This is a genomic window from Vibrio sp. 10N.222.52.B7, from assembly GCF_041474275.1.
GTDB classification, from domain to species: Bacteria; Pseudomonadota; Gammaproteobacteria; order Enterobacterales; family Vibrionaceae; genus Vibrio; species Vibrio crassostreae_C.
Genome location: NZ_JBFRTU010000006.1, coordinates 22724 through 44739 on the forward strand (window position 1 = coordinate 22724; position 22016 = coordinate 44739).

The 22016-nt window shown below is 44.7% G+C and carries 16 protein-coding genes and 2 pseudogenes; 9 read left to right on the forward strand and 9 right to left on the reverse strand.

The window, feature by feature from the left end:
* Positions 1 to 122: 122 nt before the first annotated feature.
* Both AB4512_RS02585 and AB4512_RS02590 read right to left on the reverse strand, forming a co-directional pair.
* Positions 123 to 692: a GNAT family N-acetyltransferase gene (locus tag AB4512_RS02585; protein ID WP_017064937.1), complete on the reverse strand. Its 570-nt coding sequence runs from the start codon at positions 690 to 692 to the stop codon at positions 123 to 125.
* Complete coding sequence (locus tag AB4512_RS02590) at positions 693 to 1928, reverse strand: MerR family transcriptional regulator (RefSeq protein WP_372174325.1); 1236 nt, start codon at positions 1926 to 1928, stop codon at positions 693 to 695.
* A 490-nt stretch (positions 1929 to 2418) separates the two neighbouring features.
* Between AB4512_RS02590 and AB4512_RS02595 the strand changes: the two genes are divergently transcribed.
* Positions 2419 to 3582, forward strand: coding sequence for an amino acid permease (locus AB4512_RS02595; protein ID WP_017061663.1), 1164 nt, complete (start codon positions 2419 to 2421; stop codon positions 3580 to 3582).
* 120 nt (positions 3583 to 3702) lie between these two features.
* Here AB4512_RS02595 and AB4512_RS02600 read toward each other — a convergent pair whose 3' ends face one another.
* Complete coding sequence (locus tag AB4512_RS02600; RefSeq protein WP_017069791.1) at positions 3703 to 5682, reverse strand: methyl-accepting chemotaxis protein; 1980 nt, start codon at positions 5680 to 5682, stop codon at positions 3703 to 3705.
* A gap of 495 nt (positions 5683 to 6177) precedes the next feature.
* Between AB4512_RS02600 and AB4512_RS02605 the strand changes: the two genes are divergently transcribed.
* A complete protein-coding gene (locus AB4512_RS02605; protein ID WP_017061661.1) occupies positions 6178 to 6351 on the forward strand; it encodes a hypothetical protein in 174 nt (57 codons plus the stop codon).
* Between the two features lie 139 nt (positions 6352 to 6490).
* Positions 6491 to 7075: a TetR/AcrR family transcriptional regulator gene (locus AB4512_RS02610; protein ID WP_017061660.1), complete on the forward strand. Its 585-nt coding sequence runs from the start codon at positions 6491 to 6493 to the stop codon at positions 7073 to 7075.
* A gap of 125 nt (positions 7076 to 7200) precedes the next feature.
* On the opposite strand, the gene AB4512_RS02615 is transcribed toward AB4512_RS02610, so the two are convergent.
* Complete coding sequence (locus AB4512_RS02615; RefSeq protein WP_372174327.1) at positions 7201 to 9066, reverse strand: fructose-specific PTS transporter subunit EIIC; 1866 nt, start codon at positions 9064 to 9066, stop codon at positions 7201 to 7203.
* Positions 9067 to 9394: 328 nt separating this feature from the next.
* Here AB4512_RS02615 and AB4512_RS02620 point away from each other — a divergent pair, with 328 nt between their 5' ends.
* Both AB4512_RS02620 and AB4512_RS02625 read left to right on the forward strand, forming a co-directional pair.
* A complete protein-coding gene (locus AB4512_RS02620) occupies positions 9395 to 9697 on the forward strand; it encodes a PTS fructose transporter subunit IIB (RefSeq protein WP_017069788.1) in 303 nt (100 codons plus the stop codon).
* 7 nt (positions 9698 to 9704) lie between these two features.
* Positions 9705 to 10478 (forward strand): PTS sugar transporter subunit IIA, encoded by a 774-nt coding sequence (locus tag AB4512_RS02625; RefSeq protein ID WP_017092229.1) that lies wholly within the window; start codon positions 9705 to 9707, stop codon positions 10476 to 10478.
* A 155-nt stretch (positions 10479 to 10633) separates the two neighbouring features.
* Here the strand turns inward: AB4512_RS02625 and AB4512_RS02630 are convergent, their stop codons facing one another.
* Together AB4512_RS02630 and AB4512_RS02635 are read right to left on the reverse strand one after the other, a co-directional pair.
* Complete coding sequence (locus AB4512_RS02630) at positions 10634 to 12412, reverse strand: sodium:solute symporter family protein (protein WP_017087664.1); 1779 nt, start codon at positions 12410 to 12412, stop codon at positions 10634 to 10636.
* A 569-nt stretch (positions 12413 to 12981) separates the two neighbouring features.
* The gene (locus AB4512_RS02635) at positions 12982 to 13821 is read right to left on the reverse strand and encodes a helix-turn-helix transcriptional regulator (protein WP_102482194.1); all 840 of its coding nucleotides are present in this window, start codon (positions 13819 to 13821) and stop codon (positions 12982 to 12984) included.
* Positions 13822 to 14199: 378 nt separating this feature from the next.
* Between AB4512_RS02635 and AB4512_RS02640 the strand changes: the two genes are divergently transcribed.
* The 4 genes from AB4512_RS02640 (at position 14200) to AB4512_RS02655 (ending at position 19568) form a co-directional block, all read left to right on the forward strand.
* Positions 14200 to 16104, forward strand: a complete 1905-nt coding sequence (locus tag AB4512_RS02640) for a fructose-specific PTS transporter subunit EIIC (RefSeq protein ID WP_372174329.1) — start codon at positions 14200 to 14202, stop codon at positions 16102 to 16104.
* 131 nt (positions 16105 to 16235) lie between these two features.
* Positions 16236 to 17453, forward strand: a complete 1218-nt coding sequence (manA, locus tag AB4512_RS02645) for a mannose-6-phosphate isomerase, class I (RefSeq protein WP_372174331.1) — start codon at positions 16236 to 16238, stop codon at positions 17451 to 17453.
* 248 nt (positions 17454 to 17701) lie between these two features.
* Positions 17702 to 18142 (forward strand): PTS sugar transporter subunit IIA, encoded by a 441-nt coding sequence (locus AB4512_RS02650; RefSeq protein ID WP_017069783.1) that lies wholly within the window; start codon positions 17702 to 17704, stop codon positions 18140 to 18142.
* A 13-nt stretch (positions 18143 to 18155) separates the two neighbouring features.
* Entirely contained in the window at positions 18156 to 19568 is a 1413-nt protein-coding gene (locus tag AB4512_RS02655; protein WP_372174333.1) for a fructose-specific PTS transporter subunit EIIC, read from the forward strand.
* A gap of 157 nt (positions 19569 to 19725) precedes the next feature.
* Here the strand turns inward: AB4512_RS02655 and AB4512_RS02660 are convergent, their stop codons facing one another.
* The 3 genes and pseudogenes from AB4512_RS02660 to AB4512_RS02670 form a co-directional block, all read right to left on the reverse strand.
* Positions 19726 to 21231 (reverse strand): putative bifunctional diguanylate cyclase/phosphodiesterase, encoded by a 1506-nt coding sequence (locus AB4512_RS02660; protein ID WP_372131088.1) that lies wholly within the window; start codon positions 21229 to 21231, stop codon positions 19726 to 19728.
* A 208-nt stretch (positions 21232 to 21439) separates the two neighbouring features.
* Positions 21440 to 21663 (reverse strand): annotated as a pseudogene (locus tag AB4512_RS02665) (GGDEF domain-containing protein); the annotation flags it as partial.
* Positions 21656 to 21969 (reverse strand): annotated as a pseudogene (locus AB4512_RS02670) (LysR family transcriptional regulator); the annotation flags it as partial. The pseudogenes AB4512_RS02665 and AB4512_RS02670, both read right to left, overlap by 8 nt.
* Between the last annotated feature and the right edge of the window lie 47 nt (positions 21970 to 22016).

Consider the following 22016-nt stretch of genomic DNA (forward strand, 5'->3'; position numbering starts at 1 on the left):
TTATCTTGAACATTTGTTCAATTTATACATTGAAGCCAGAAGAATGTCTTCGTTCATTACAAGAAAGCCCAACAGGCAACACCTGATGGGCTTTCTCTTTTTCTCAATTTTTTTGCAAGCGGCTACCAATATTCTGCGTGGGCCAAGCCTTTAACACAGCTCGACTTGCCACTTGTTACTTTAATTTCACCACCAGTCAACGATTGAGCCAACCAACCGTGAGAGAAACTCAATTCAAAGGGCGCAGGGACTTGCTCAACGGTAATTTGCTCAAAGCCCACTTTTGAATAGTAGTTAGGATCACCGTACGTCACTGCAAGCTCAATACCCTGCTCTTTTAGGAGCTGCAAACCGGAGTTAATCAGGCGCTGACCAATACCACGCTTTTGCACCTGAGTGCTCACCGCGACTGGCGAAAGCAAATATGCCTTGGTTTCATCGTCAAATGAAAGCGACGTAAAGATAATCGAGCCTACAATCGTACTATCCGCATCCGACTCACTAGAATCATCTTCAACAACAAAGCAAAATAGCTCTGTCGGAGCTGTGGTCGTTAAAAGATCGTTGGCAAGCTCACCCAAAGTTTTACCTTCGTTCTCACCTTCTGAATCCGTAAAGGTTTGAGTGAAAACTTGAGTGATCGTTTCGATTTCATTTGAATTATATTGCCTAAATTTCATGGTGTTACTCATTTACTTTAATTTCTTGAGCACAAAGAACTGATAATCAAAATCACGTTGTTCAGAACCTTTCGAAGGCTCTTGACCCAAACCGTTCTTTGATGTGCTGCTATCGAAAAATTGTTTAACTTCATTGTCGCAATCGACGAGCGCTTTTGAGTTCGGTATCGTTGCTTTAAGCGCTTCTATTCGCTTTTGAAAGGGCTGGTAATACGCAAGCCAACCAGCGTCACTCATTGCAAAGTGATCCAAAACTTCATAACCCGCTGCTTTTGCCTGTTTAATACGCTCGGAAACCGTCGTCATGTCCGGGTACTCTTTCTGCCAGAACGCTTTGCTCGATTCGTTAGGTTGTTCGGTATTCCACACCAAATCATTAACGACCAATATGCCGTCATCACTGAGTAAATTTCGCCACTGCTTTAGCGCCTTTTCAACACCCATGATGTAAGCGCTGCCTTCCGACCAAATTAGGTCAAACGACTTAGCTTCAAACGGCAGATCCATCATGCTCGCGCATACGGTTTTGACGTTGCTTTCTAAGCCAAGAACCTGTGCTTGCTGAGTCAGAACATCTAAACTCGGTTGATCATTATCTACCGCCGTTATTTGCACATCCACTTGATGTTCTACTAAGGCTTTCGCTAACACAGAGGTGGCAATACCTTTACCACAACCGATCTCAAGCACACGTTTAGGAGAAACCGAAACGTGTACCAACGCCGCTAAAGTATCTTCCGCTGTTCCTGGCCCTAAACGCTGTAAACCCTCAAAGATCACCTCAAAATCCGCCATGTACTGGTCATGATCGTTCATGTCTTTTGAAAGCCATTTCAGTCGCAGTGCTTGCTTCTCATCAAAGCCTTGCTTAATGAGCCAATCGAGATGCGCATCAGGCGCCACCTTGTCCATCGATTCATGCCAATCTTGCAAACCACTCTCGCCTAACAAGGCCGATAAAAGATCTCTCGAACGCTGTTTCTGAGCGATCTCTTCGTCCAATTGTTCGAGTCGGTTTTGTAACAAGGAGCGGTCAACCTTGGCATCCAAACACGCCTGACACTCTTTCAACGTCAGTCCACCCGCTTGTAACTGCTGCAACAATTTCACACGCTGCAAGTCGCGTTCGGAATAACTTCGATAACCATTACTGGTGCGTTGAGCTTCTATCAAACCCAACTTTCCATAGTACAAAAGCGTTGAACGTCTCAGGCCAACGAGCTCCGCTAATTCAGATATGCGATACATCCACTTCTCCCTCATTTCAGTAGTAAAGATAAACTATGAAGTTGTAATCAGGTCAACAGAATTTTCGACACTTTTCTCGTTCTTTACCTATTTACCTTCAAATTGATAAAGCGATCTGAGCGTGTCTTTTACCCATAGAACGGTTAGTCATCGACATTGCCTGAACGGGATTCAGGAAAGGAGAAGTATTAAACTTGATGAATTGAAAACAATTAGCTCATAAACATACTTCTTTTTAACTGAATTTTGCCAATTTCTAAATCATTCAATAATGGACGAACGTTAACTAAACGATAAATAAACTCACCGAGTGAATACTTAAATCAACCACACATATACACCAGAAATTCCTGCTTAAATTTTTTAGAAAAATTCAAAATTTATTAGAAATTAACCCCTAACTTTACTGAGTATTTTGTTAGTCTTGGAAACAATTATTTACAATCCAAACAAAATTTAATTGGATCGCTTGAGGTTGTTTTTCTTGAATATGAAATTATTCGGCAGTTCTTTGATTCTGTCAGGAACTGCATTAGGGGCTGGCATGCTCGCTATTCCCATGGTGTTGGCCCAATTTGGCTTCATGATCAGCTCAGTGCTGATGCTACTTATCTTTATCGGCACCACATACTCTGCACTCCTCCTGGCAGAAGCATGCACTAAAACTAAAGACAACAGTGGCATGAGCAGTGTTGCTTACCTCACTCTGGGCAGCAAAGGTAAACACTTTATCAATGCACTCTTTTACCTGTTGCTAGTATGCATGTTGATCGCTTATATCTTGGGTGTCGGTGACATCATTCATAAGCTACTGCTCGACGTTGGTGTCGATGTATCAGCATCCGTTGCGTATACCATTTTCAGCCTATTGATGGGTGCTATCGTCGTCTCGGGCAAGTCTTATATCGACAAACTGAATCGCGGGCTATTCATCTTGATGGTCGTGATGCTGTTTATCGTTATCGCGTCATTATTTAGCAACATTCGCCTTGATTACCTAACTCAAACCAGCCAATACACGGCCAACGACGTGGTGCAATACAGCGCAGTTATCTTTACTAGCTTTGCCTCTATGGTGGTGATCCCGTCACTGGTTATCTACAACCGTGAAGCAACTCAAAAGCAGATCCGCAATATGATTCTGCTAGGCTCAGTGATTCCATTAATTTGCTACCTAACTTGGTTATTCGCGATTATCGGCAACCTTGGCACAGATGCGATAAGCCAGTTCCACAATATCTCTGAGTTGATCTCTGCGTTCAGCGGCCAATCTGCTTGGTTGAAAGTGGTGATCGCTCTGTTCTCTGCTCTGGCCTTGGTGACTTCTTTCCTCGGCGTGTCGATGGCGCTTTACGACCAAAACAAAGATGCGGTGACCAACAACAAAGCGTTGGCTTATGCGCTAACCTTCATCTTACCTTTGGTATTAGCTGAGCTGTTCGCTAGCCAGTTTGTAAGCATGCTGGACTATGCAGGCATGGTCCTGGTGTTCCTAGCTATCTGGGGCCCACTCGCAATGGTAGTTAAGGTTCGCAGACCTGACTTCCCTCACCTACAAACCGAAGGCAGCTACACAGCAGCCGGTGGCGACACGGCATTAATGGCGACATTTGGTTTTGGTGCGTTGATTTTCGTGTCTTGGTTTATGGGGTAGATTCCATTGAATGGACTATCTGTTGCCATTTAGAAGACAGCAGATACAAATAGCCCGTTAGTCCTGCTATTAAAAGTAGAGACTAACGGGCATTTTACTTCTTATTGGAGTGCTTGCTAGTTAGCTCTTAAACGTACTCGCAATATCTTTCAATGAAGCTGCTAACTGAGCTTGTTCTTTGGCTGTTGCAGCTATTTGCGTTGCACCTGTCGTAGATTCTGTCGACTTCTGCTCTACTGCCATGACGTTTTGAGCAATATCTTGAGTCACTACCGCTTGCTCTTCGGTAGCGGTTGCGATCTGCTCAGTCATGCTAAAGATCTCGCTCACCGATGCTGAGATACCTTGTAAGGTGTGTTCCACCTCTTTTGAATCCTCAACCGCTTTAGACGACATCTTCTGACTGTTATCAATTACATTAAACGCGGTTTGCACATCAGACTGTAACGAGCTGATGAAACCTTCAATTTCAGCTGTCGACTGCTGAGTACGCTGTGCTAACGTGCGAACTTCATCAGCCACTACCGCAAATCCACGACCTTGCTCACCCGCTCTTGCCGCTTCAATTGCCGCGTTCAATGCTAACAAGTTAGTCTGTTCAGCGACGGACTTAATCACATCAATCACACTGTTGATGTTATTACTGCTCTCGTGTAAGTGCGTGATCTTTTCCGCTAGATCATTAATTTCAGATGCCAGTTTTTCGATAGAGTGGTAAGAGTTTTGAACCGTACTCAAACCTTCTTGAGACTGCTCATCGACCAGTTTAGCGGAACTTGCTGTCTGCTGAGTTTTAGCCGCCACCTCATTTACCGTTGCTGATAACTCTTCTGTCGCCGTCGCAACCAAGCCAATTTGGTCTTGTTGTTGCACTAGCGTGTTCGAATTGTAGTGACAGGTTTGTGAGGTTTCTTCAGCGGCTGAAGCTAAGGTCAGACTCGACTGAGACAGGTTGTCGATAACGTTTGAAAACTTCTCTAGCGTTTCGTTGAGTGCCGAAGAGATCTGTCCAAGCTCGCTGTTGCCAACGAACTTAGCGCGAACTGTTAAGTCGTTGTCATTACGAACCTTAGACAACATCACTGTAAGATCTTTTACTCTCATCGTCAGGTCGCTGATCGCCTTATAGCTCACGAAGGTCGCGAACAAGGTTATCAAAGCAAACAGACCAATACTCATCATCATCGCAGACTGCGCCTCTGACATTTTTTTCTCTGTCAGTGCGATAAGCGACTCTGCTAGGCGGTTTTCTGTTTTCTTTAGCTGAACAATACGAGCGGTAGATTGCGAGAACCAGTACACAGGATCAACATCAAAACCGCTCATCTTAGATTCAGCCAAACCACGAAGCTTTTCTACTTCTGCCACCGAACGATCATTCAATTGCTGTTCAAAGAAACGAACGTTAGCTGGGTTACTCAATACCTCAAAGTTTGAGAAATAGGTATTTTGCTCAGTCACCAAAGAGATGAATTTAACCAACATGCCTGGGCCAAATTCATTTTTAGAGAAGGTATTATTTAGGACAGCACGCTCGATACCCGCTCGCTCTTTACCTTGTAAAAAGTTGTAGTAAGCGATGGTTTCAGTGGTGATGGCAGCATCAGAGCTAAGCTCAGCAATTAACGCCGATACGCTCAGCAGCTTTGCATTAAGTTGGGTGTAATAACCCAAAGCCTCAGACAGCGGAATCGATTGAGAATCGACCCGATTACGAATAGAAGTAATTTGATTTAGGCTTTGGCTTATTTCAGTGTTCAGCCGAGTGATCTGCGGTAAATCGATTTCAGCAGATTGCCAGTATTCGGTTTTCAGATTACGTCTATTATCTGCACTGGCTCTTTGTGCACGTAGTTCACTGACAAACTTAGTGCCCTGTGAGCCGATAAACCCAGCCGTCATTCCACGCTCTTTTTGTAACTCATGCACAAGTTCACTGTACACAACCGACAAACGGGTAAGTTGGTTTAATGAAGACAATTCACTGGTGGTTTCTACGCCTTTTGAAATCGCAGAAACGCTAAGCCATAGAAATCCCAAGATCGGTAAAATAAGCAAAGCGATGATTTTTTGCTTAAAAGACATATCGGTTAATTTCATTATCATTTCCCTAGCAGCTAACAAATCTTTTCAGTCATCTAACTCGCACACCCTTAATAAGACGCGCCTCAATTGTGACTGTATAATTATTCAACTTGATCAATGTGCATCAATTACCGTGCTACACAGATCGCGATGCGATGAAGGTAACATTTAACCTTACAAAATTCATTGATTTACCGATAAAACTGTTAGCTAAGCGACCTAACGATACCCAAAACACATGCGACAACATTTTATTGACGTAAGCGACTGAAATCTGACACACTTTAACTACCCAAAAGGGGTAGGCCTGCACCAATTATGTGCTCAGAGAAAACGATATATTCAGAACTAACTATAGATTCAACGCTCACCAGCGATTGATTCACAACTAATCAACTCCCTATTCTGCGCTGATTAACTGTCTATTCCTCGTTAACTAAATATGTATAATGCCGAATTATCAAAGTAGAGATTCGCAATAAATATGCGACAACAACTGAGAGATATTGTATGGATTGTCCCGCTTGCGAAGAACATATCGGTTGGGAATGGGTAGAAGAAGCGGCTATTGAACCCAATGAGGAATTCGATTGTCCAGAGTGCGAAGCAACATTGATGTACACCATCGATGAAGGCACCTACTACGGCGCTCAGCACAAGACCGTAGAAGTTATTGATGATTAAGATTATTTCCTGATGATCGGGATGTTTTATTAACTCTTTGATGTTCTAAGCCTGCGCAAAGCAGCTAAACACACCTTTACTAGAACGGGCGTTCAGCATAAAATATTGAACATATGTTCAGATTAATGAAGTAGATGTTATGGCTAAGACCGCTAAGTTCGATAGACAAGACGTAGTAGATAAAGCAACGAACCTGTATTGGGAAAAGGGCTTTCATGCGACTTCTATGCGCAACCTGCAAGACGTGATTGATATGCGTCCGGGCAGCATCTACGCGACGTTCGGCAGCAAAGAAGGTCTGTTTAAAGAGACGCTTGCTCGCTATACCGAACTTGGCATCCTGAATCTGAACCGCTTCCGAAGTGAAACCGAATCGCCTATCAAAGCGTTGGAAAACTTCGTAAAACGTGCGGTTGTCGAATCGAAACAGAGCGCACCAAACGGCATGTGTATGTTGGCTAAAACGGTCGCAGAACTGACTGATGAACACGCAGAATTGTTAGCAGAAGCGAAGAAGTCACTCAAGATAATGGAAGGTGAGTTCGCCAAGCTGATTTCAGAATCACAAGAATTGGGTGAGATCAGCAAAGAGCGCGATCCGACTCAACTTGCTCGTCATGTTCAGGTCCAAATCGCAGGCCTCCGTACCTACGCCAAAACCTGTGACGATATCGATTTACTCAACTCAATGGTTGAAGACGTATTTAAGTACCACCCTTTTTAGCGTCTGACCTGACTGATTGGGCACAATACAAAAAGACTCCACTTTCGCCTTAACAGGTCTGAGCGGAGTCTTTTTAGTTTTGATCTAGTTAACTTTATAGATGATAAACTTTGCGGTTTAAAGAGTTACACCTTTCTCATGATCAACGCCTGAGCATTAAGCATTGCTTCCTTAGTACTGACATCCAAGGTTTTCACGTTCGCAAAGCGTTCAACTTCTTTAATCGCCACATCGTGAGCAAAGATCACCAACCTCGCCCTTTCAATGTCTTTCTGGGTAATGCGATTACCTATTCCGTTGGCACCTTGTGTTTCGACTTTAATCCGAACCCCAAGATGATACGCCGCTTTTTCCAGAGACTTAGCAGCCAGGAAAGTGTGGGCAACACCAGATGGACAAGAAGTGATCGCCAATACATCTGCTTGCCCTTCTTCCGTTACCGAACAACAGGTCAACTGATTATAATTCACTTCACCTTCGACCACGTTCTTCTTCAGAAGAATCACGATCAGGGCTGTCGTTAGAGCCCCCGCCAGTGTGCCAACGATATAGCCAATCTTGCCATCAACCACTGGCAACACTATCCATCCACCCCATGGTGCATGGTTCACTACATGGAACATAAAGCCAACCACGTTACCGACAATGCCACCAGCAACAACCGCAGGCAGAACGCGCGCAGGATCGGCGGCAGCAAAAGGAATCGCGCCTTCACTGATGCCAATCATACCCATGATACCCGCCGCTTTACCTGCTTCACGTTCGTCTCTTTTGAATTTCTTTGGCGATAAGAAAGTCGCCAATGCCATACCCAATGGTGGCGTACAAATCGCAATTCCCACACCACCCATCAGCCAAGGTTGGGTATTCACCTGCGTTTGAGCAAACAGTGTAGCGACCTTGTTGATTGGGCCACCCATATCAAAGGCTGTCATCGCGCCTAAAATACTACCGAGCACCATTTTTCCTGAACCTGCCATGCCAGTCAGCATTTGGTTCATCTCTAGCATCACTTGGGCAATAGGAGAACCAATCACCCACATCACAGCCCCACAGGTAACAAAGGTACCGACTAGTGGATAGATGAAGATTGAGCTCAGCGAGATCATGCTGTCTGGCAGTTTGATCTTCTTGAGTAGATTAACCACAAAGCCCGCGAAAAAGCCGACCACGATCGCACCAAGGAAACCGGTGTTGTATTGATTGACCGCGACCCAAGAACCAATCATGCCCGGTGCTAAACCCGGTTTGTCGGCCATTGAATACGCAATGTAACCACCGAGCACGGCGGTAAACAGGGTTAACCCTGCGATGCCCATTTGTGCGATGTCAGCCAGAACGCCACTCTCAGGCACTGCGCCATGACCCGACATCATTACCGACAAAGACAAAAGCACACCACCCGCGACCACGAATGGAATCATGTGTGAGGTGCCGTATAACAAGTGTTCTTTAAGGCGATTAAGAGATTGTGCCCAAGGGCTGAGTGGCTCGACATACACTTCATGATGGCTCGAGGCGTAACTATCGAACGATTCTGAATTGGCTTCGAGAAATAGCTCTTGAGCTTCCTCGACCGACTCCACCGCCTTTAATTTTGTAACAAAGCCATCTTCGATAAGTCTGGTCGAAATCTGAGCTAGCACCTCGATATGGTGGTCGTCGTGGTTGTCTGGGGAAGCGAGCATAAAGAACACATCCGACAGTTCGCCGCCGTCTGCGCCATAATCGATGCCAGAACGGCTGATACCTACCGCCACCGCAGGTTTAGCTACGGCAGCACTTTTCGCGTGTGGAATGGCGATGCCATCGTCAAAGCCAGTATTACCGATGGCTTCACGCTTCCAGATGTCGTCAAGGAATTCACGTTTATTAGAGAGCTTACCGGCACGGTCGAGCAGTTCAACAAGCTCTTCAAATACCGCCTGTTTTGAGTCTGCTTGTAAATCCAAACAGATAATCTCGGGCTCGATAATGTTGGTGATATCCATATGCTGCTCTGCCTCGCCTGATTTCAGACTGAAGTAATTACGTAAGTGATAAGGTTAATAAGATGAAAAGATTAACGGTGTGAAGGCACTCAATATATAGGACGAAAGGTGCATTAACTGGATTATTGTAACCAAGAACTCAGAGTGTGACTTTCACCTTGGAATAAAAAACGCCAATCCATAAAATCCACAGAACCCATAACAATATCGTCCCTCCGCCATGCGAGCTTTCTATACTGGATTTTCCATGCAAGATAGCTTTTCCAAGGTAGCTTCTGAAAGGTAGCTTTTGTAACGTAACAGGGACGAGATTAAGCCGAGAATAATAATGAGAATTGTAGCGGTAACTGCGTGCCCTACAGGCATTGCGCACACCTATATGGCAGCTGATGCTCTAAATAAAACAGCCCCTAAGTTCAACGTTTCAATCAAGGTTGAGACGCAAGGCGCTATGGGTATTGAAAACTTACTGACAGCCCAAGATATTACCCTCGCAGACAAGGTGTTGATCGTCTCTGATATCGACATTGAACAGCCAAGCCGCTTCGACCCAGCTAAAACCTTATTCATTCCCATGGAAGAGGTGTTGTTGAGTGTCGATAAAGTCTTTATTAAGCATTGTCGAACCTAAACCTTTCATGAACGAATATCAGATCACCTTCTTCGTTGACGATCCTGCCGCAAACTCACATGTCGCGCAGCCGCTGACTCGCTTAGCGAAGAAGTTCAAAAGCAACATCCGCATTATCAACATCACTCAAAATCGAACCGCTGATCTCTCCAAATCCGTTGCGATGCTGCAAGTAGGTTTACTTCGTGGTGATTTGTGTCAGATAACCGCGGTTGGGATTGATGCGGAGCTGGCCTGTTTCGTTCTCAAAGATGTAATTGCTGAGCATTACGACATGGTTGGCTCACAAGTGAACCATGAATTCTCTAAAGATTTAATCCAGCGAATGCCACAAATATGCCCGCCTTGTGACATCAAATGGCACCACGCTAAGGCACAAACCCAACTGACCAAATTTGAGTGCTTGAAAGGGCTCGCTCACCTTGTTTACCCAGAAGATCCAGATGAATTGATTCTGGCATTTATTAAGCGAGAAGAACGCTCTTCAACCTGCGTGTCACCGGGTATTGCACTGCCGCATGTGATGTTTGAATCGACTCAAGATCTCTCGATTGCGGTTATCGTCAGTGACGACCCAATTGACTGGGCATCACGTATCGGCGAAGTGCATGTGGCCATTGCTCTTGTTCTGCCAACCAAGCCACAGCGTGAGCACATTGTCGCGGCGACCAACCTAACTCGAAACCTGCTTCACGATCAGGTCAATGAACGTCTGCAAAAGACTCGAAGCAGTGTCGACCTACAAGCCTTGTTGATGTACATCTCGTCACGCCTTATCTAATTCATCTCTTCTGGTCAAACTCAAAGCATCCATTAATCCCCTGTTGTGACACCTATCCAATCGTTATAAGCTCGTTTTCTCATACAATAAAAAACGGCTGAGCATTAGATCTCAGCCGTTTTATGTATAATTACTTGTTTAACTGGTTAGCTAACTTAAGCTGTTTTTTTCGCTTGTTTCGCATCCTCAACCGAGTCGTCTACAGCTTTCACTAACAGTAGACCAACGATAAACACGATACCGCCACACAGTACGAACATCATTCTTCCCCAAAATGGGTTTGGTAGAGCAAACATCGCCATCACAGCTACACCAGACACTGCGATCAATGAACCCAGCATGTGACGTTGTTTGTTATCCAGTTTCTTCTGCGCGGTTGATTCAGAAACCAAAGGCGTCGATAGGTTAGTGAAGAAGGTATCAACATCTTTCTGACGAGACGCTTCCAGTGGTTTATAGAACAAAGTCGAAAGAATAAAGAAGCCGCCTGTAAACGTTAAGTGAGCAATCAGACCTACCGCTACTTTCAAATCAGACCATTCACGACCTGTTAGCGGCTCTAGGTTGAACCAATTTTGTAGCATTTCAGCGGTAATCACGAAGCCTACGATGTAAGACACAATCGCGCCAACCACTAACGTGCCCCAACCTGCCCAGTCCGGAGTCTTCTTAATGAAGAAGCCACAGAATGCTGGAATCGTCATTGGGAAACCGATTAATGCACCTACGTACATCATGGTGTCGAACAAGCTCAAGCCTTTCAATGAATTGATAAACAGTGCGATAAGGATGATAGCGACACCGAAAACCGAAGACATCAACTTAGATACAACCATCAACTCTTTCTCTGTCGCGTTTGGACGAAGAATCGGTTGGTAGAAGTTGATTACAAAGATACCTGAGTTACGGTTTAAGCCTGAGTCCATAGAAGACATGGTTGCTGCGAACATTGCTGCGATTAGAAGCCCCACCATACCCGCTGGCATGTATTGCTCTACGAAGTAAAGGTAAGCGAAGTCGCCTGCTTTAGAACCTGCATCTGGATAGTGCGCCGCAAGGTCAATGCCTTGCCCAGCTACAAACCAAGGTGGCATGAACCAAATGATTGGACCAATTGTCATCAGAATACACGCCAACAGCGCTGCTTTTTTCGCGTTCTTAGAGTCTTTTGCCGCTAGGTAACGGTAAGAGTTCAACATGTTGTTGGTGATACTGAACTGCTTGAAGAAAATGAAGAATGCCCAGATACCGAAGATGCTTACATAGTTCAGGTTGTTACCAGAAACAAACGATGCGCCTTCTGCTACAGGGAAATCGTTGATGATTTCAGTAACGCCGCCACCTTGCACGATAGCCACAGCAGCACATGTTACGGTTACTGCCATGATGATAACCATCTGCATGAAGTCAGACGCGATAACCGCCCATGAACCGCCCGTTACCGACATCACTAGTACAACAAGGCCGGTTAGAACGATGGTGGTTGTCATATCGAAGCCAAAGATGCCCGATGCGATAATCGCCAAACCGTTCAGCCAGATACCCGCAGAAACAATACTGTTCGGCATGCCAGACCAAGTAAACACTTGCTCGTTGAAGCTACCAAAACGCATACGAATCGCATCAATTGGCGTTACCACGCGTAGTTGACGGAATTTCGGAGCGAAGTACAGGTAGTTCATCAGGTAACCAAATGCGTTCGCTAGGAAGATAACCGCGACAGCCATACCATCGGCATACGCTTTACCCGCTGCGCCAGTGAAGGTCCAAGCACTGAACTGAGTCATAAACGCAGTTGCGCCAACCATCCACCAAAGCATGTTACCGCCCCCGCGGAAATAGTCACTGGTTGTACTGGTGAACGTTCTAAACATCCAACCTATTGCGATAAGGAAAAGGAAATAAATTCCTACGATCAGAGTATTGAGTTCCATGTATAAGTCTTCTTTATGATGAATATCTGAAGAGCATATTATCTATTGAATTCTTAATTTGTAGTATTATAAGTCAAGGTTGTGATGGGGCGTATAAACCTGAATATTTGATTTCGAGGCATGAATTACACGTTAGTAAACAAAGAACAAGCCGACGAAAAGTAAACATTTAAAATCAACAACTTAAATACATCTCAATCAGTAAACTGGACAACAATAACAAGATTTTATCGTCTCGATAAGTGGTTTTTAATTTACTTAGCACTCATTAAATGCATCGCATTAATACATCAACTCTCACACGTTTAATTCAATAAATAGGCAACGAAAAATAATAAGCAACTCGTAAAGCGAACCCTTAATATTATTAATTGGGGTTATTTAGTGAAACGGGATAAATAGAGAACGTGCCTAAAGATAGGTTTCGAAATAAGGTGTAGAAATAAACGGCAGAGGTGAACACAAAGCAAATTGATCACCACACCACAGAGTCCACTGTGGTGTGGTGATCTAGTCATACAAATTTCGGTCGTATAAGCTCTGGTCAGAAAAGGTAATTTGAAGGGATATTAGATTGAACCACGATATTCGGTCGGCGTTCTACCGGTGCGATTCTTAAACACGCGACAGAAGTAATTCACATCCTTAAAGCCACAACGTACTGCCACTTCATTGAGTTTGAAGTTGTATTTCTTAAGCATAAACTTAGCGCGATCGACCCGCACGCGGGTAATGTACTCTGCTAGCGTCATGTGGCCTTGCTGACGGAACATTCGCGACAAGTGATTGGATGAAATGCTAAAGCGTGAGGCAATGCTGTCTCGGGTGATTTGGCGGTGGAAGTTCTCTTGAATGTAGATACAAATCCCCTGATACACATCCTGTACTCGGCTATGAGATTTTTCTACGGGCGCTTCCAGCATGATTTTACTGTATTGCAGTAGAGCTTGCAGCAATAACTCATCCATCGGCTGCTTGTTACTCTCTCTCGCTAACGAGCTGAGCGCCTCCAAGATGTTATCAATCGCAAACCCAGAGCGAGTCTGAATACTGTGCTTTTGAATATCGTAAAAGCTCTCTTCCCCTTTGCGCTTACTCACCAAACTTAAACCCAGCTGACGACGACCAAACAACATACTCAACACTGAGCAGTCAGTATCCCAGTTAGGTTTATTCCAGCAGTTAGGTGGGATGAAAATCGCGTCTCCGGCTTTGGCAATAACGTTAGTGATCTTGCGATCATGACTCTCCATTTCATTAATATACTCTCCGTCTAGCACCAGCTCTAAGCGCGGAAAGTTCACCTGATAACTGCACGCTGAAGGTGTATGAAAATCTCCAGCAAACCAGATGTTATGAAACGGTTCTCGCTCATTTAACACCGACGAGATTAAGTCATGAAATATCATTATTCGAACTCTTATAAGCAGCAATAAGGCTACCGGAATAGATATACCTGTAACTGAAACATAGCGCTATTGAGCAAAATCACAATTTGAGATCTAGGTTACAAAAATCCAGTCTTAGAAATAAATCTCCAGTGGAGAAATCGATGAGGCACGTAATTTCCCAGATAACAAAACACGCTGTAGCCCTTATAAATAAAAGCTTTAAAGCACGACAAATCTTGTCAACACAGGGCTAAAAACGCCCGTTAGACCGATCAAAATCACACTCCACTTATAACGCAACAATCATCCAGTAAATGCATTTTTTCTTCACTACAGAAGGCAAGCCGTAGATTCCAGAATACCCCTAACAAAATAAAAACAGAGTAGGGGTTCATTATGATCACGACATTGATCAATCAAGATTTGATTAAGCTTTCGCTTAGCGCTAATTCAAAAGAAGACGTATTTAAAGAGCTGATAGACGTGCTTTACGCACAAGGTAGAATCTCAGACAAAGCACAGTTTCTTGCCGACATTAAGGCTCGTGAAGAACAAGGTAATACCGGATTTGAAGAAGGTATTGCTCTGCCACACGCGAAAAGCACTGCGGTGATTAAACCCGCGGTTGTTATCGGTGTCCATCAACAGGGTATCGAGTACGGCGCCGATGACGGCCAGCCATCAAAACTATTCTTCATGATTGCCTCTCCTGATGGCGGCGACAATCACCACATAGAAGTATTGGCAGAGCTTTCTTCAAAACTGATTGAAGAAGGCTTTATCGAAAGCTTCATGAATGCTCAATCTGAACAAGAAGCTTTGGAATTACTGCTTACCAAACCTGAGCCTTCAGAAACGGAAACCAACGTTGAGAAACAAGGCTTCATCATTGGTGTAACTGGCTGCCCAGCTGGCGTCGCACACACGTATTTAGCCGCCGAAGCACTAGAAAAAGGCGCGGCGGCTCTTGGCTACGACATCAAGGTCGAAACTAACGGCTCTATCGGCGTTAAAAACAGCCCAACTCAAGAAGAGATCGAACGCGCAGATGCGATTGTGGTGGCTTGTGATAAACAGGTCGACATGGCTCGTTTTGCTGGCAAACGCGTTGTCTGCACTAACGTAAAAGCACCAATCAAAGACGCACAAGGCTTGATTCAGCAAGCGCTCAATGCACCTAGCTACCAAGCTGAACAAGCACCGACTAACCAATCTGTTGCCGAAAAAGCATCACAAGCGCGTTCTGACCTTTACCGTTACTTGATGAATGGCGTATCTCACATGATCCCATTCGTGGTGACTGGCGGTCTTTTGATTGCCCTAGCACTAGCCATTGGTGGCGAGCCGAGTGAATCTGGCATGGCGATCCCTGCTGGCAGCATGTGGAACCAAATCCTCGAAGTGGGCGTGGTTGCCTTCACATTGATGATCCCAATCTTGGCTGGCTACATTGCTTACGCGATTGCTGACCGCCCTGCCCTAACTCCTGGCCTTATCGGTGGTTGGATTGCTAACAACGGCTCTTTCTATGGCGCTGACGCGGGTACAGGCTTCATTGGTGCAATCATAGCTGGCCTATTAGTCGGCTACTTCGTTAAATGGATTACCTCGTTTAACTACCACAAATTCGTTCAACCACTTGTGCCTATCATGATCGCTCCGATCACTGGCTCTCTATTCATCGCGGGTCTATTCATCTTTGTTATCGGTGCACCTATCGCTGGGCTGATGGATGCTCTTACTGCACTACTAACGAGCATGAGCACAGGCAACGTGGTTCTACTAGGCATCGTACTGGGTGGTATGGCTGGTTTTGATATGGGCGGCCCATTCAACAAGGTGGCATTCCTATTCTCAGTCGGCATGATTGCTAGCGGTCAAACTCAATTCATGGGTGCAATGGCATGTGCAATTCCTGTCGCTCCACTGGGTATGGCTATCGCAACCAGACTTGGCCGTAAGTTCGACCTGTTCGAATCTTCTGAAATTGAAGCAGGTAAAGCTGCAGGTGCAATGGGCTTAGTGGGTATCTCTGAAGGTGCGATTCCTTTCGCGGCTCAAGATCCGATGTCGGTTATCCCAGCCAACGTGCTTGGTTCAATGACGGCCGCGGTAATGGCGTTCTCATTTGGTATCACCAACAGCGTTGCTCACGGTGGTCCGGTTGTTGCTCTACTAGGCGCAATGAACTACCCAATGCTGGCACTTCTGTGCATGGCATCAGGTGCGGGTGTGACTGCGGTTACTTGTATCGCGCTTAAAAATCTACGCAAAGCCAAGCTAACGACAGCAGCGGCTTAAGCCATTTCAACTCCAATGGCTTGAGCCCTTCTACTCTCCTTTTTTTAGCCGCTAATACTTTAGTTGCTAGTTTTTTACTAATGAGTAAGTCGAATAGAGCTCAAGCCATGTTTCCCTTCATGGTGATTTCGATGTCTGATTTTTCTTTAGCGAACGATTCGTTCGTACAACGCTTTTTCTACCCTATGACCAACGTGATTCAAAACTACGCATGGGGTAGCCCTTCTTCGTTTAGCCAACTGTTTGGTATTGATAACCAATCTGGTGAGCCACAAGCTGAGATCTGGATGGGTGCTCACCCTAATGGTTGTTCGATGGTCACTGACAATGGTCAGCAAACCACGTTGTCGAACCTTATTTCGAAGAACCTAAACCTGTTTCTAAGTGAGAAAATAGCAAATCGATTTGGTGAACTACCATATCTATTCAAGGTGTTAGCAGCAGAGAAAGCGCTGTCTGTTCAAGTTCACCCGAACAAGCAACAAGCGGAATCTGGGTATGCTCTAGAAGAGCAGCAAGGCATTCCGATGACAGCAGGCAATCGTAATTACAAGGATGCCAACCACAAGCCAGAACTGGTGTATGCCCTAACTGACTACACCGCGATGAATGGTTTTAGATCAATCAGCGAGATCCTTGAGCACTTCCATTACCTTGATATTCCAGAGCTGCATTCGATGGTCAACGACCTGCAAGGCGATCAAACTCCCAATGGATTAGCGAGCTTCTTCGCGAGCTTATTGTCTCTGGAAGGCGAGCAAAAAGGCATGGCGTTAACCATGCTGCTGATGAAGGCTAAGCTTTCAGATGCCCCTGTGTTCCAATTGATTTCAGAGCTTGAAGCTCAATACCCAGGTGATGTCGGCTTGTTCGCTCCGCTGCTATTGAACGTGATTACCCTAAAACCGGGGCAAGCCATGTATCTGGATGCTGAAACCCCTCACGCTTACATCAAGGGCACAGGCTTAGAAGTGATGGCGAATTCAGACAACGTACTCCGCGCAGGATTGACGCCTAAGTACATGGACGTGAATGAACTGGTTTCTTGTACACGATTTAACGAAAAGCCCGCGGATAGATTATTGCTCAGCCCGATTGAGCAAGGTGATGTGATGGAATACCAAATCCCTGTCGAGGATTTTAAGTTCTCTATCGTGCAAAATTCGCATCAACGCCAGATCACGACCGAAGGTGCCGAGATCCTATTGCCGCTCGACGAGTCTATGGTGCTCACTCATCAATGTGGTGAAACCTGCGTGATAGAGAAAGGCCATTCGGTATTCGTTCCGGCTTATGCTGAGAGTTACAAACTGGATTGCGCTGGACGCGTAGCGCGCGCTTACAGCTAACTCCCTCAGAACTCAGTACACACTGTTCATGCCCTGCTTTTGCGGGGCATTTTTGTTCCTACAAAAAGTTATTTCAACACCGAAAAACGCCATCAAATATGACCCATCTCACACTGGATGAATGATGCAAATCACACTTAATTTTGCTGGATACAAATGTACAGTGAAGGGCTTTTATTTGCTATTTCGCGAATCGGGTTAATCCATTAATTTTAATTCAAGAACTTCAAGAGTGAATGAGTTAATAAATGATCACACAGCTAACTAACGTCAACTTAATTAATAACAACCTTAAAGCGAATAATAAAAAAGAACTGTTTGAAGAATTGGCAAGCATGTTATTTGAGAACAACCGAATCAGCAGTAAAGAAGCCTTCTTGGCAGACATTGAAATTCGTGAATCTCAAAGCATCACCTCAATGGACGGCATCGCTTACCCACACTCAAAAAGCAAGGCTGTAACTGAGCCTGCCATTGCTGTTGGTGTTAAGCGTCAAGGTATCGAGTATGGCGATGAAGACGGCATCAATCCAACCGTATTTTTTATGATTGCCTCACCCGATAACGGTGCTGACCATCATATTTATGTATTACAAGAACTATTTGGAAAATTCAGCGATGAATTTATTCAAGATATCCATAACGCAAAAGACGAACAACAGATCCTTAATATTTTAATTAATTCATAAGGCATAGAAAATTATGAGCACCCTAACAACTCAAGCTACGAATACTAATAATAAAAACAGTAGTAGCGACTTTAAAAAACTCCTTAGTACCATGAAAGGCCACCTGCTTTTCGGAACCTCACACATGCTGCCTTTCATCGTAGCCGGTGGTGTTCTGTTGGCGTTAGCGGTAATGGCATCAGGCAAAGGTGCCGTACCAGCAGACGGCTTGCTGGCAGACATCTCTAATATCGGTATCAAAGGCCTTGTTCTTTTCCCAATCATTCTTGGCGGCTTTATTGGTTACTCAATTGCAGATAAACCAGCACTAGCACCTGCGATGATCTCTTCTGGCATCATGGCTGACATGGGCGGCGGCTTCCTTGGCTGTATCGTGGCAGGCTTTATCGCCGGTGGCGTGGTGTTCCAACTTAAGAAGATCCCGCTTTCTGCAAACATGACGGCGCTAGGTGCTTACTTCATCTACCCGCTTTTAGGTACGTTAATCTCTGCAGGCATCGTACTGTGGGGTATTGGTGAGCCAATCAAACTGTTCATGTCTTCAATGAACGAGTTCCTAGCTTCAATGGCTGGCGCGTCTAAGATGGTTCTGGGCACAATCCTTGGCGGTATGACAGCGTTTGATATGGGCGGCCCTATCAACAAAGTAGCAACGCTATTTGCTCAAACTCAAGTAGACACGCAACCTTGGCTAATGGGCGGCGTAGGCATCGCGATTTGTACACCTCCTCTAGGCATGGCACTGGCGACGTTCCTATTCAAAAACAAGTTCTCTAAACAAGAGCAAGAAGCAGGAAAAGCAGCAGCAATCATGGGTTCTATAGGTATCTCTGAGGGTGCTATCCCATTCGCAGCAAATGACCCAATGCGCGTACTTCCTTCAATCGTTGCCGGTGGTATCGTGGGCTGTGTGTTTGGCTTCATGACAGACGTTCTACTGCACGCACCGTGGGGCGGCCTAATCACTGCGCCAGTATCAAGCAACATTCCAATGTACGTAGTCGGTATTGCGCTTGGCTCGCTAACCACAGCGGTTATCGTAGGCTTCTGGAAACCTGTCGCGGTAGAAACAGAAGAAGACATGGTTGAAGCGCCAGTACAAGCTCAAGCAGCGCCTGTAGCAGGTGAAGGCGAGTACGACATCGTAGCAGTAACTTGTTGCCCTTCTGGTGTTGCACACACCTTCATGGCGGCAAAAGCACTAGAGAAAGCAGGCTTAGCCGCAGGCCTTAAGATTAAGGTAGAAACTCAAGGTCAAAACGGTATTCAGAACCGCATCACTGACCTAGATGTAGCGAACGCAAGACTGGTTATCTTGGCTCACGATATTCAAGTGAAAGACGCTCACCGCTTTGCTAACGCGAACGTGATTGAGTGTTCAACCAAGGAAGCAATGAAGAAAGCCGCGACTATGGTGGCTATTTAAAACCTGAAACAAGTTAAAAGATAAAATTACTACCCCCTAGTAACTAAAATCCCCATTCGTTTTGTCAGCGAATGGGGATTTCTTATAGTTAGGCCAACAGCATCCTTCTCGATACAAGTCATCTGTATCTCTGTCGCCTAGATGAAAAAGTATTAAGTTATGTTGTTGAACATGGTTCTATCTCAGAGGTGAGACTTTCTTTCAACTGTTTATATGGCATCGGGTAGCCCAGATAATAACCTTGGGCTTGTTCGCAATTTAACGTTTTCAAAATTGACAGTTGTTGAGCATTTTCAACCCCTTCAGCCACAACACTAATGCCAAACCCTCGCGCTATATCAATGATACCAGACGTTATGGCTCTAGAACGATAATCATCTTCTAACCCATTGATGTAACTGCGATCGACTTTGATTTCATCTACATCCAATTTGCTAAATATACCAAAAGACGTGTAGCCAACACCAAAATCATCTATCGAAAAGGACACCCCTTGTTTTTTTAACTTCTGAACAGCGATTGCACACTGATCTATATCTTTCAAAATAGCGGTTTCAGTGATTTCCAGACAAAGTAAGCGAGCAAACTCGGGATCCTTTCGTAGATATTCGTCCAGATGGTTCATGTCATCAACGCTATTTAGCTCTACCGCTGAAATATTGACCGAGACACTATTAAGCGCATTCCCTAGCAAGCCATTAGCCCTAAGTTGTGACGCAGTCTTCTCTAGAACTAACGTAGTCAAATCACGACAAAAATAATTCTCTTCTGCTAGCGCGACAAAGATATCCGGTGAAACGACACCATAGCGCTCATGCGTCCAACGAGACAACACCTCCACACCTGCGACGAGTCTACTTTCAATGTTGAATTTAGGCTGAAACACAATATCAATCGCTTTGTCATCAATCGCTTTACGTAATTCTTGCACCATTTCTTGACGTTGACGTTCAAGCTCAGTGAGTTTTGGGTCATGAAATTCAATCGTGTCCTTGCTTTTCTTTGCTTCAGTTAAGGCGTGGGTAGCAGATGCCATGAGTTGCTTGGCATTATTCCCATCCGAGGGGAATAGAGCAGCGCCAATACAACAAGTGGCGTGGATATCATAACGATAAGCACACTGGTTAAATCTACGATGTACGAGAGCAATGTAGGATTCAATATCTTCCTTATCATCGAGTTTGACTAAACATGCGAAACCATCGGAATGTACCCGTGACGAAAGTGGTTGATGCTCAATAGGAAGTTCAATAGATCGTGCAATGTCTTTTAAAAATGAATTTGTATTTTCGAATCCGATCTGGTCAGCGACAGATTTGAAGTTATCAATGTCTAATAAGAAGAGGACATAATGGTCACTGGCTTGAGAATTTTTCAGTCTTTTATTTAAATATCGATAAAAAACTGATGGGCTATGAAGCCCGGTGACACTATCAAGATCGTTGGCGCTCTCTAAATCGCTATTATTTTTCCGAACCATTACCCATAACAAAGCAGACGTTAGAATGATAAAGATCAGACCTTTGACTGTCTGTGCTAAGGCGTGTTCACGCAAGTCATTTGATAATGATTCAACCGCGAGATCAGAAAATAAAACCCATAAAGATGACAGTATTAGGTAGCTGAATACTATGCTGGCCGGATATCTTTTTGTCTTGTTCATCGTTAGCTGCTATCTCTCAGTCTAATGTGTCATGACTTATATGTTATAAATTGCTCATAACGTAGCACCAACATAGATCGCAATCTACCGCTCGCGTTTTTATTTTTGACTTTTATTTACCGATTTTCGTCATCACTTTGCGCGACGAAAACCTTTTAGGGCTAAACATGCCAAAAACAATTTGTGTGGATGTTGGCTCTTAGTCAAACTAAGAGCTGCCGATCGCTTTTGTTGATGCCGGGTATGACTCTTCAATCACAATTGTATTTCGTCCTTTTAGCTTTGCTTGATAAAGCGCGCGATCGCACAGTCTTTCCACTTTTCATTTTCTGATAGCAAGCTAATACCAAAACTAGACTTAATTGTTGGAGTTGGTTGTTGCTCAAGTTTGATCTTCTGAATTGCTGAACGTAATTTCTCTGAAAGGGCTGCACACCAGTTGCCTATGTTCTTGAAACAATCGCTCGCAATGAATGTCTTCGCTTTCGACCTTGCCGTTGGTCGGCTCGATATCGACATTCTGACAAAGGTTAGTTGATGGCCAGTCCACCAGCTGAATATCAAGCCTGATAAAAGAGTATTTTTTATAGAAGGGTGGCAGGCGCGGAAGGTTTCTAAACTTTTGAGCTGTTGGCTAACCGCCGCTTGCGTGACACAAAGCTCTCGGGCAGCCGCGCCAATGGAACCAAGACGAGCAACAGCTTCGAACGCAACAAGAGCACGTAGAGGGGGTAACATGGCTTCACCTGATTGAAATAAAAGTGAAAAATACTTCAATCAGGTTT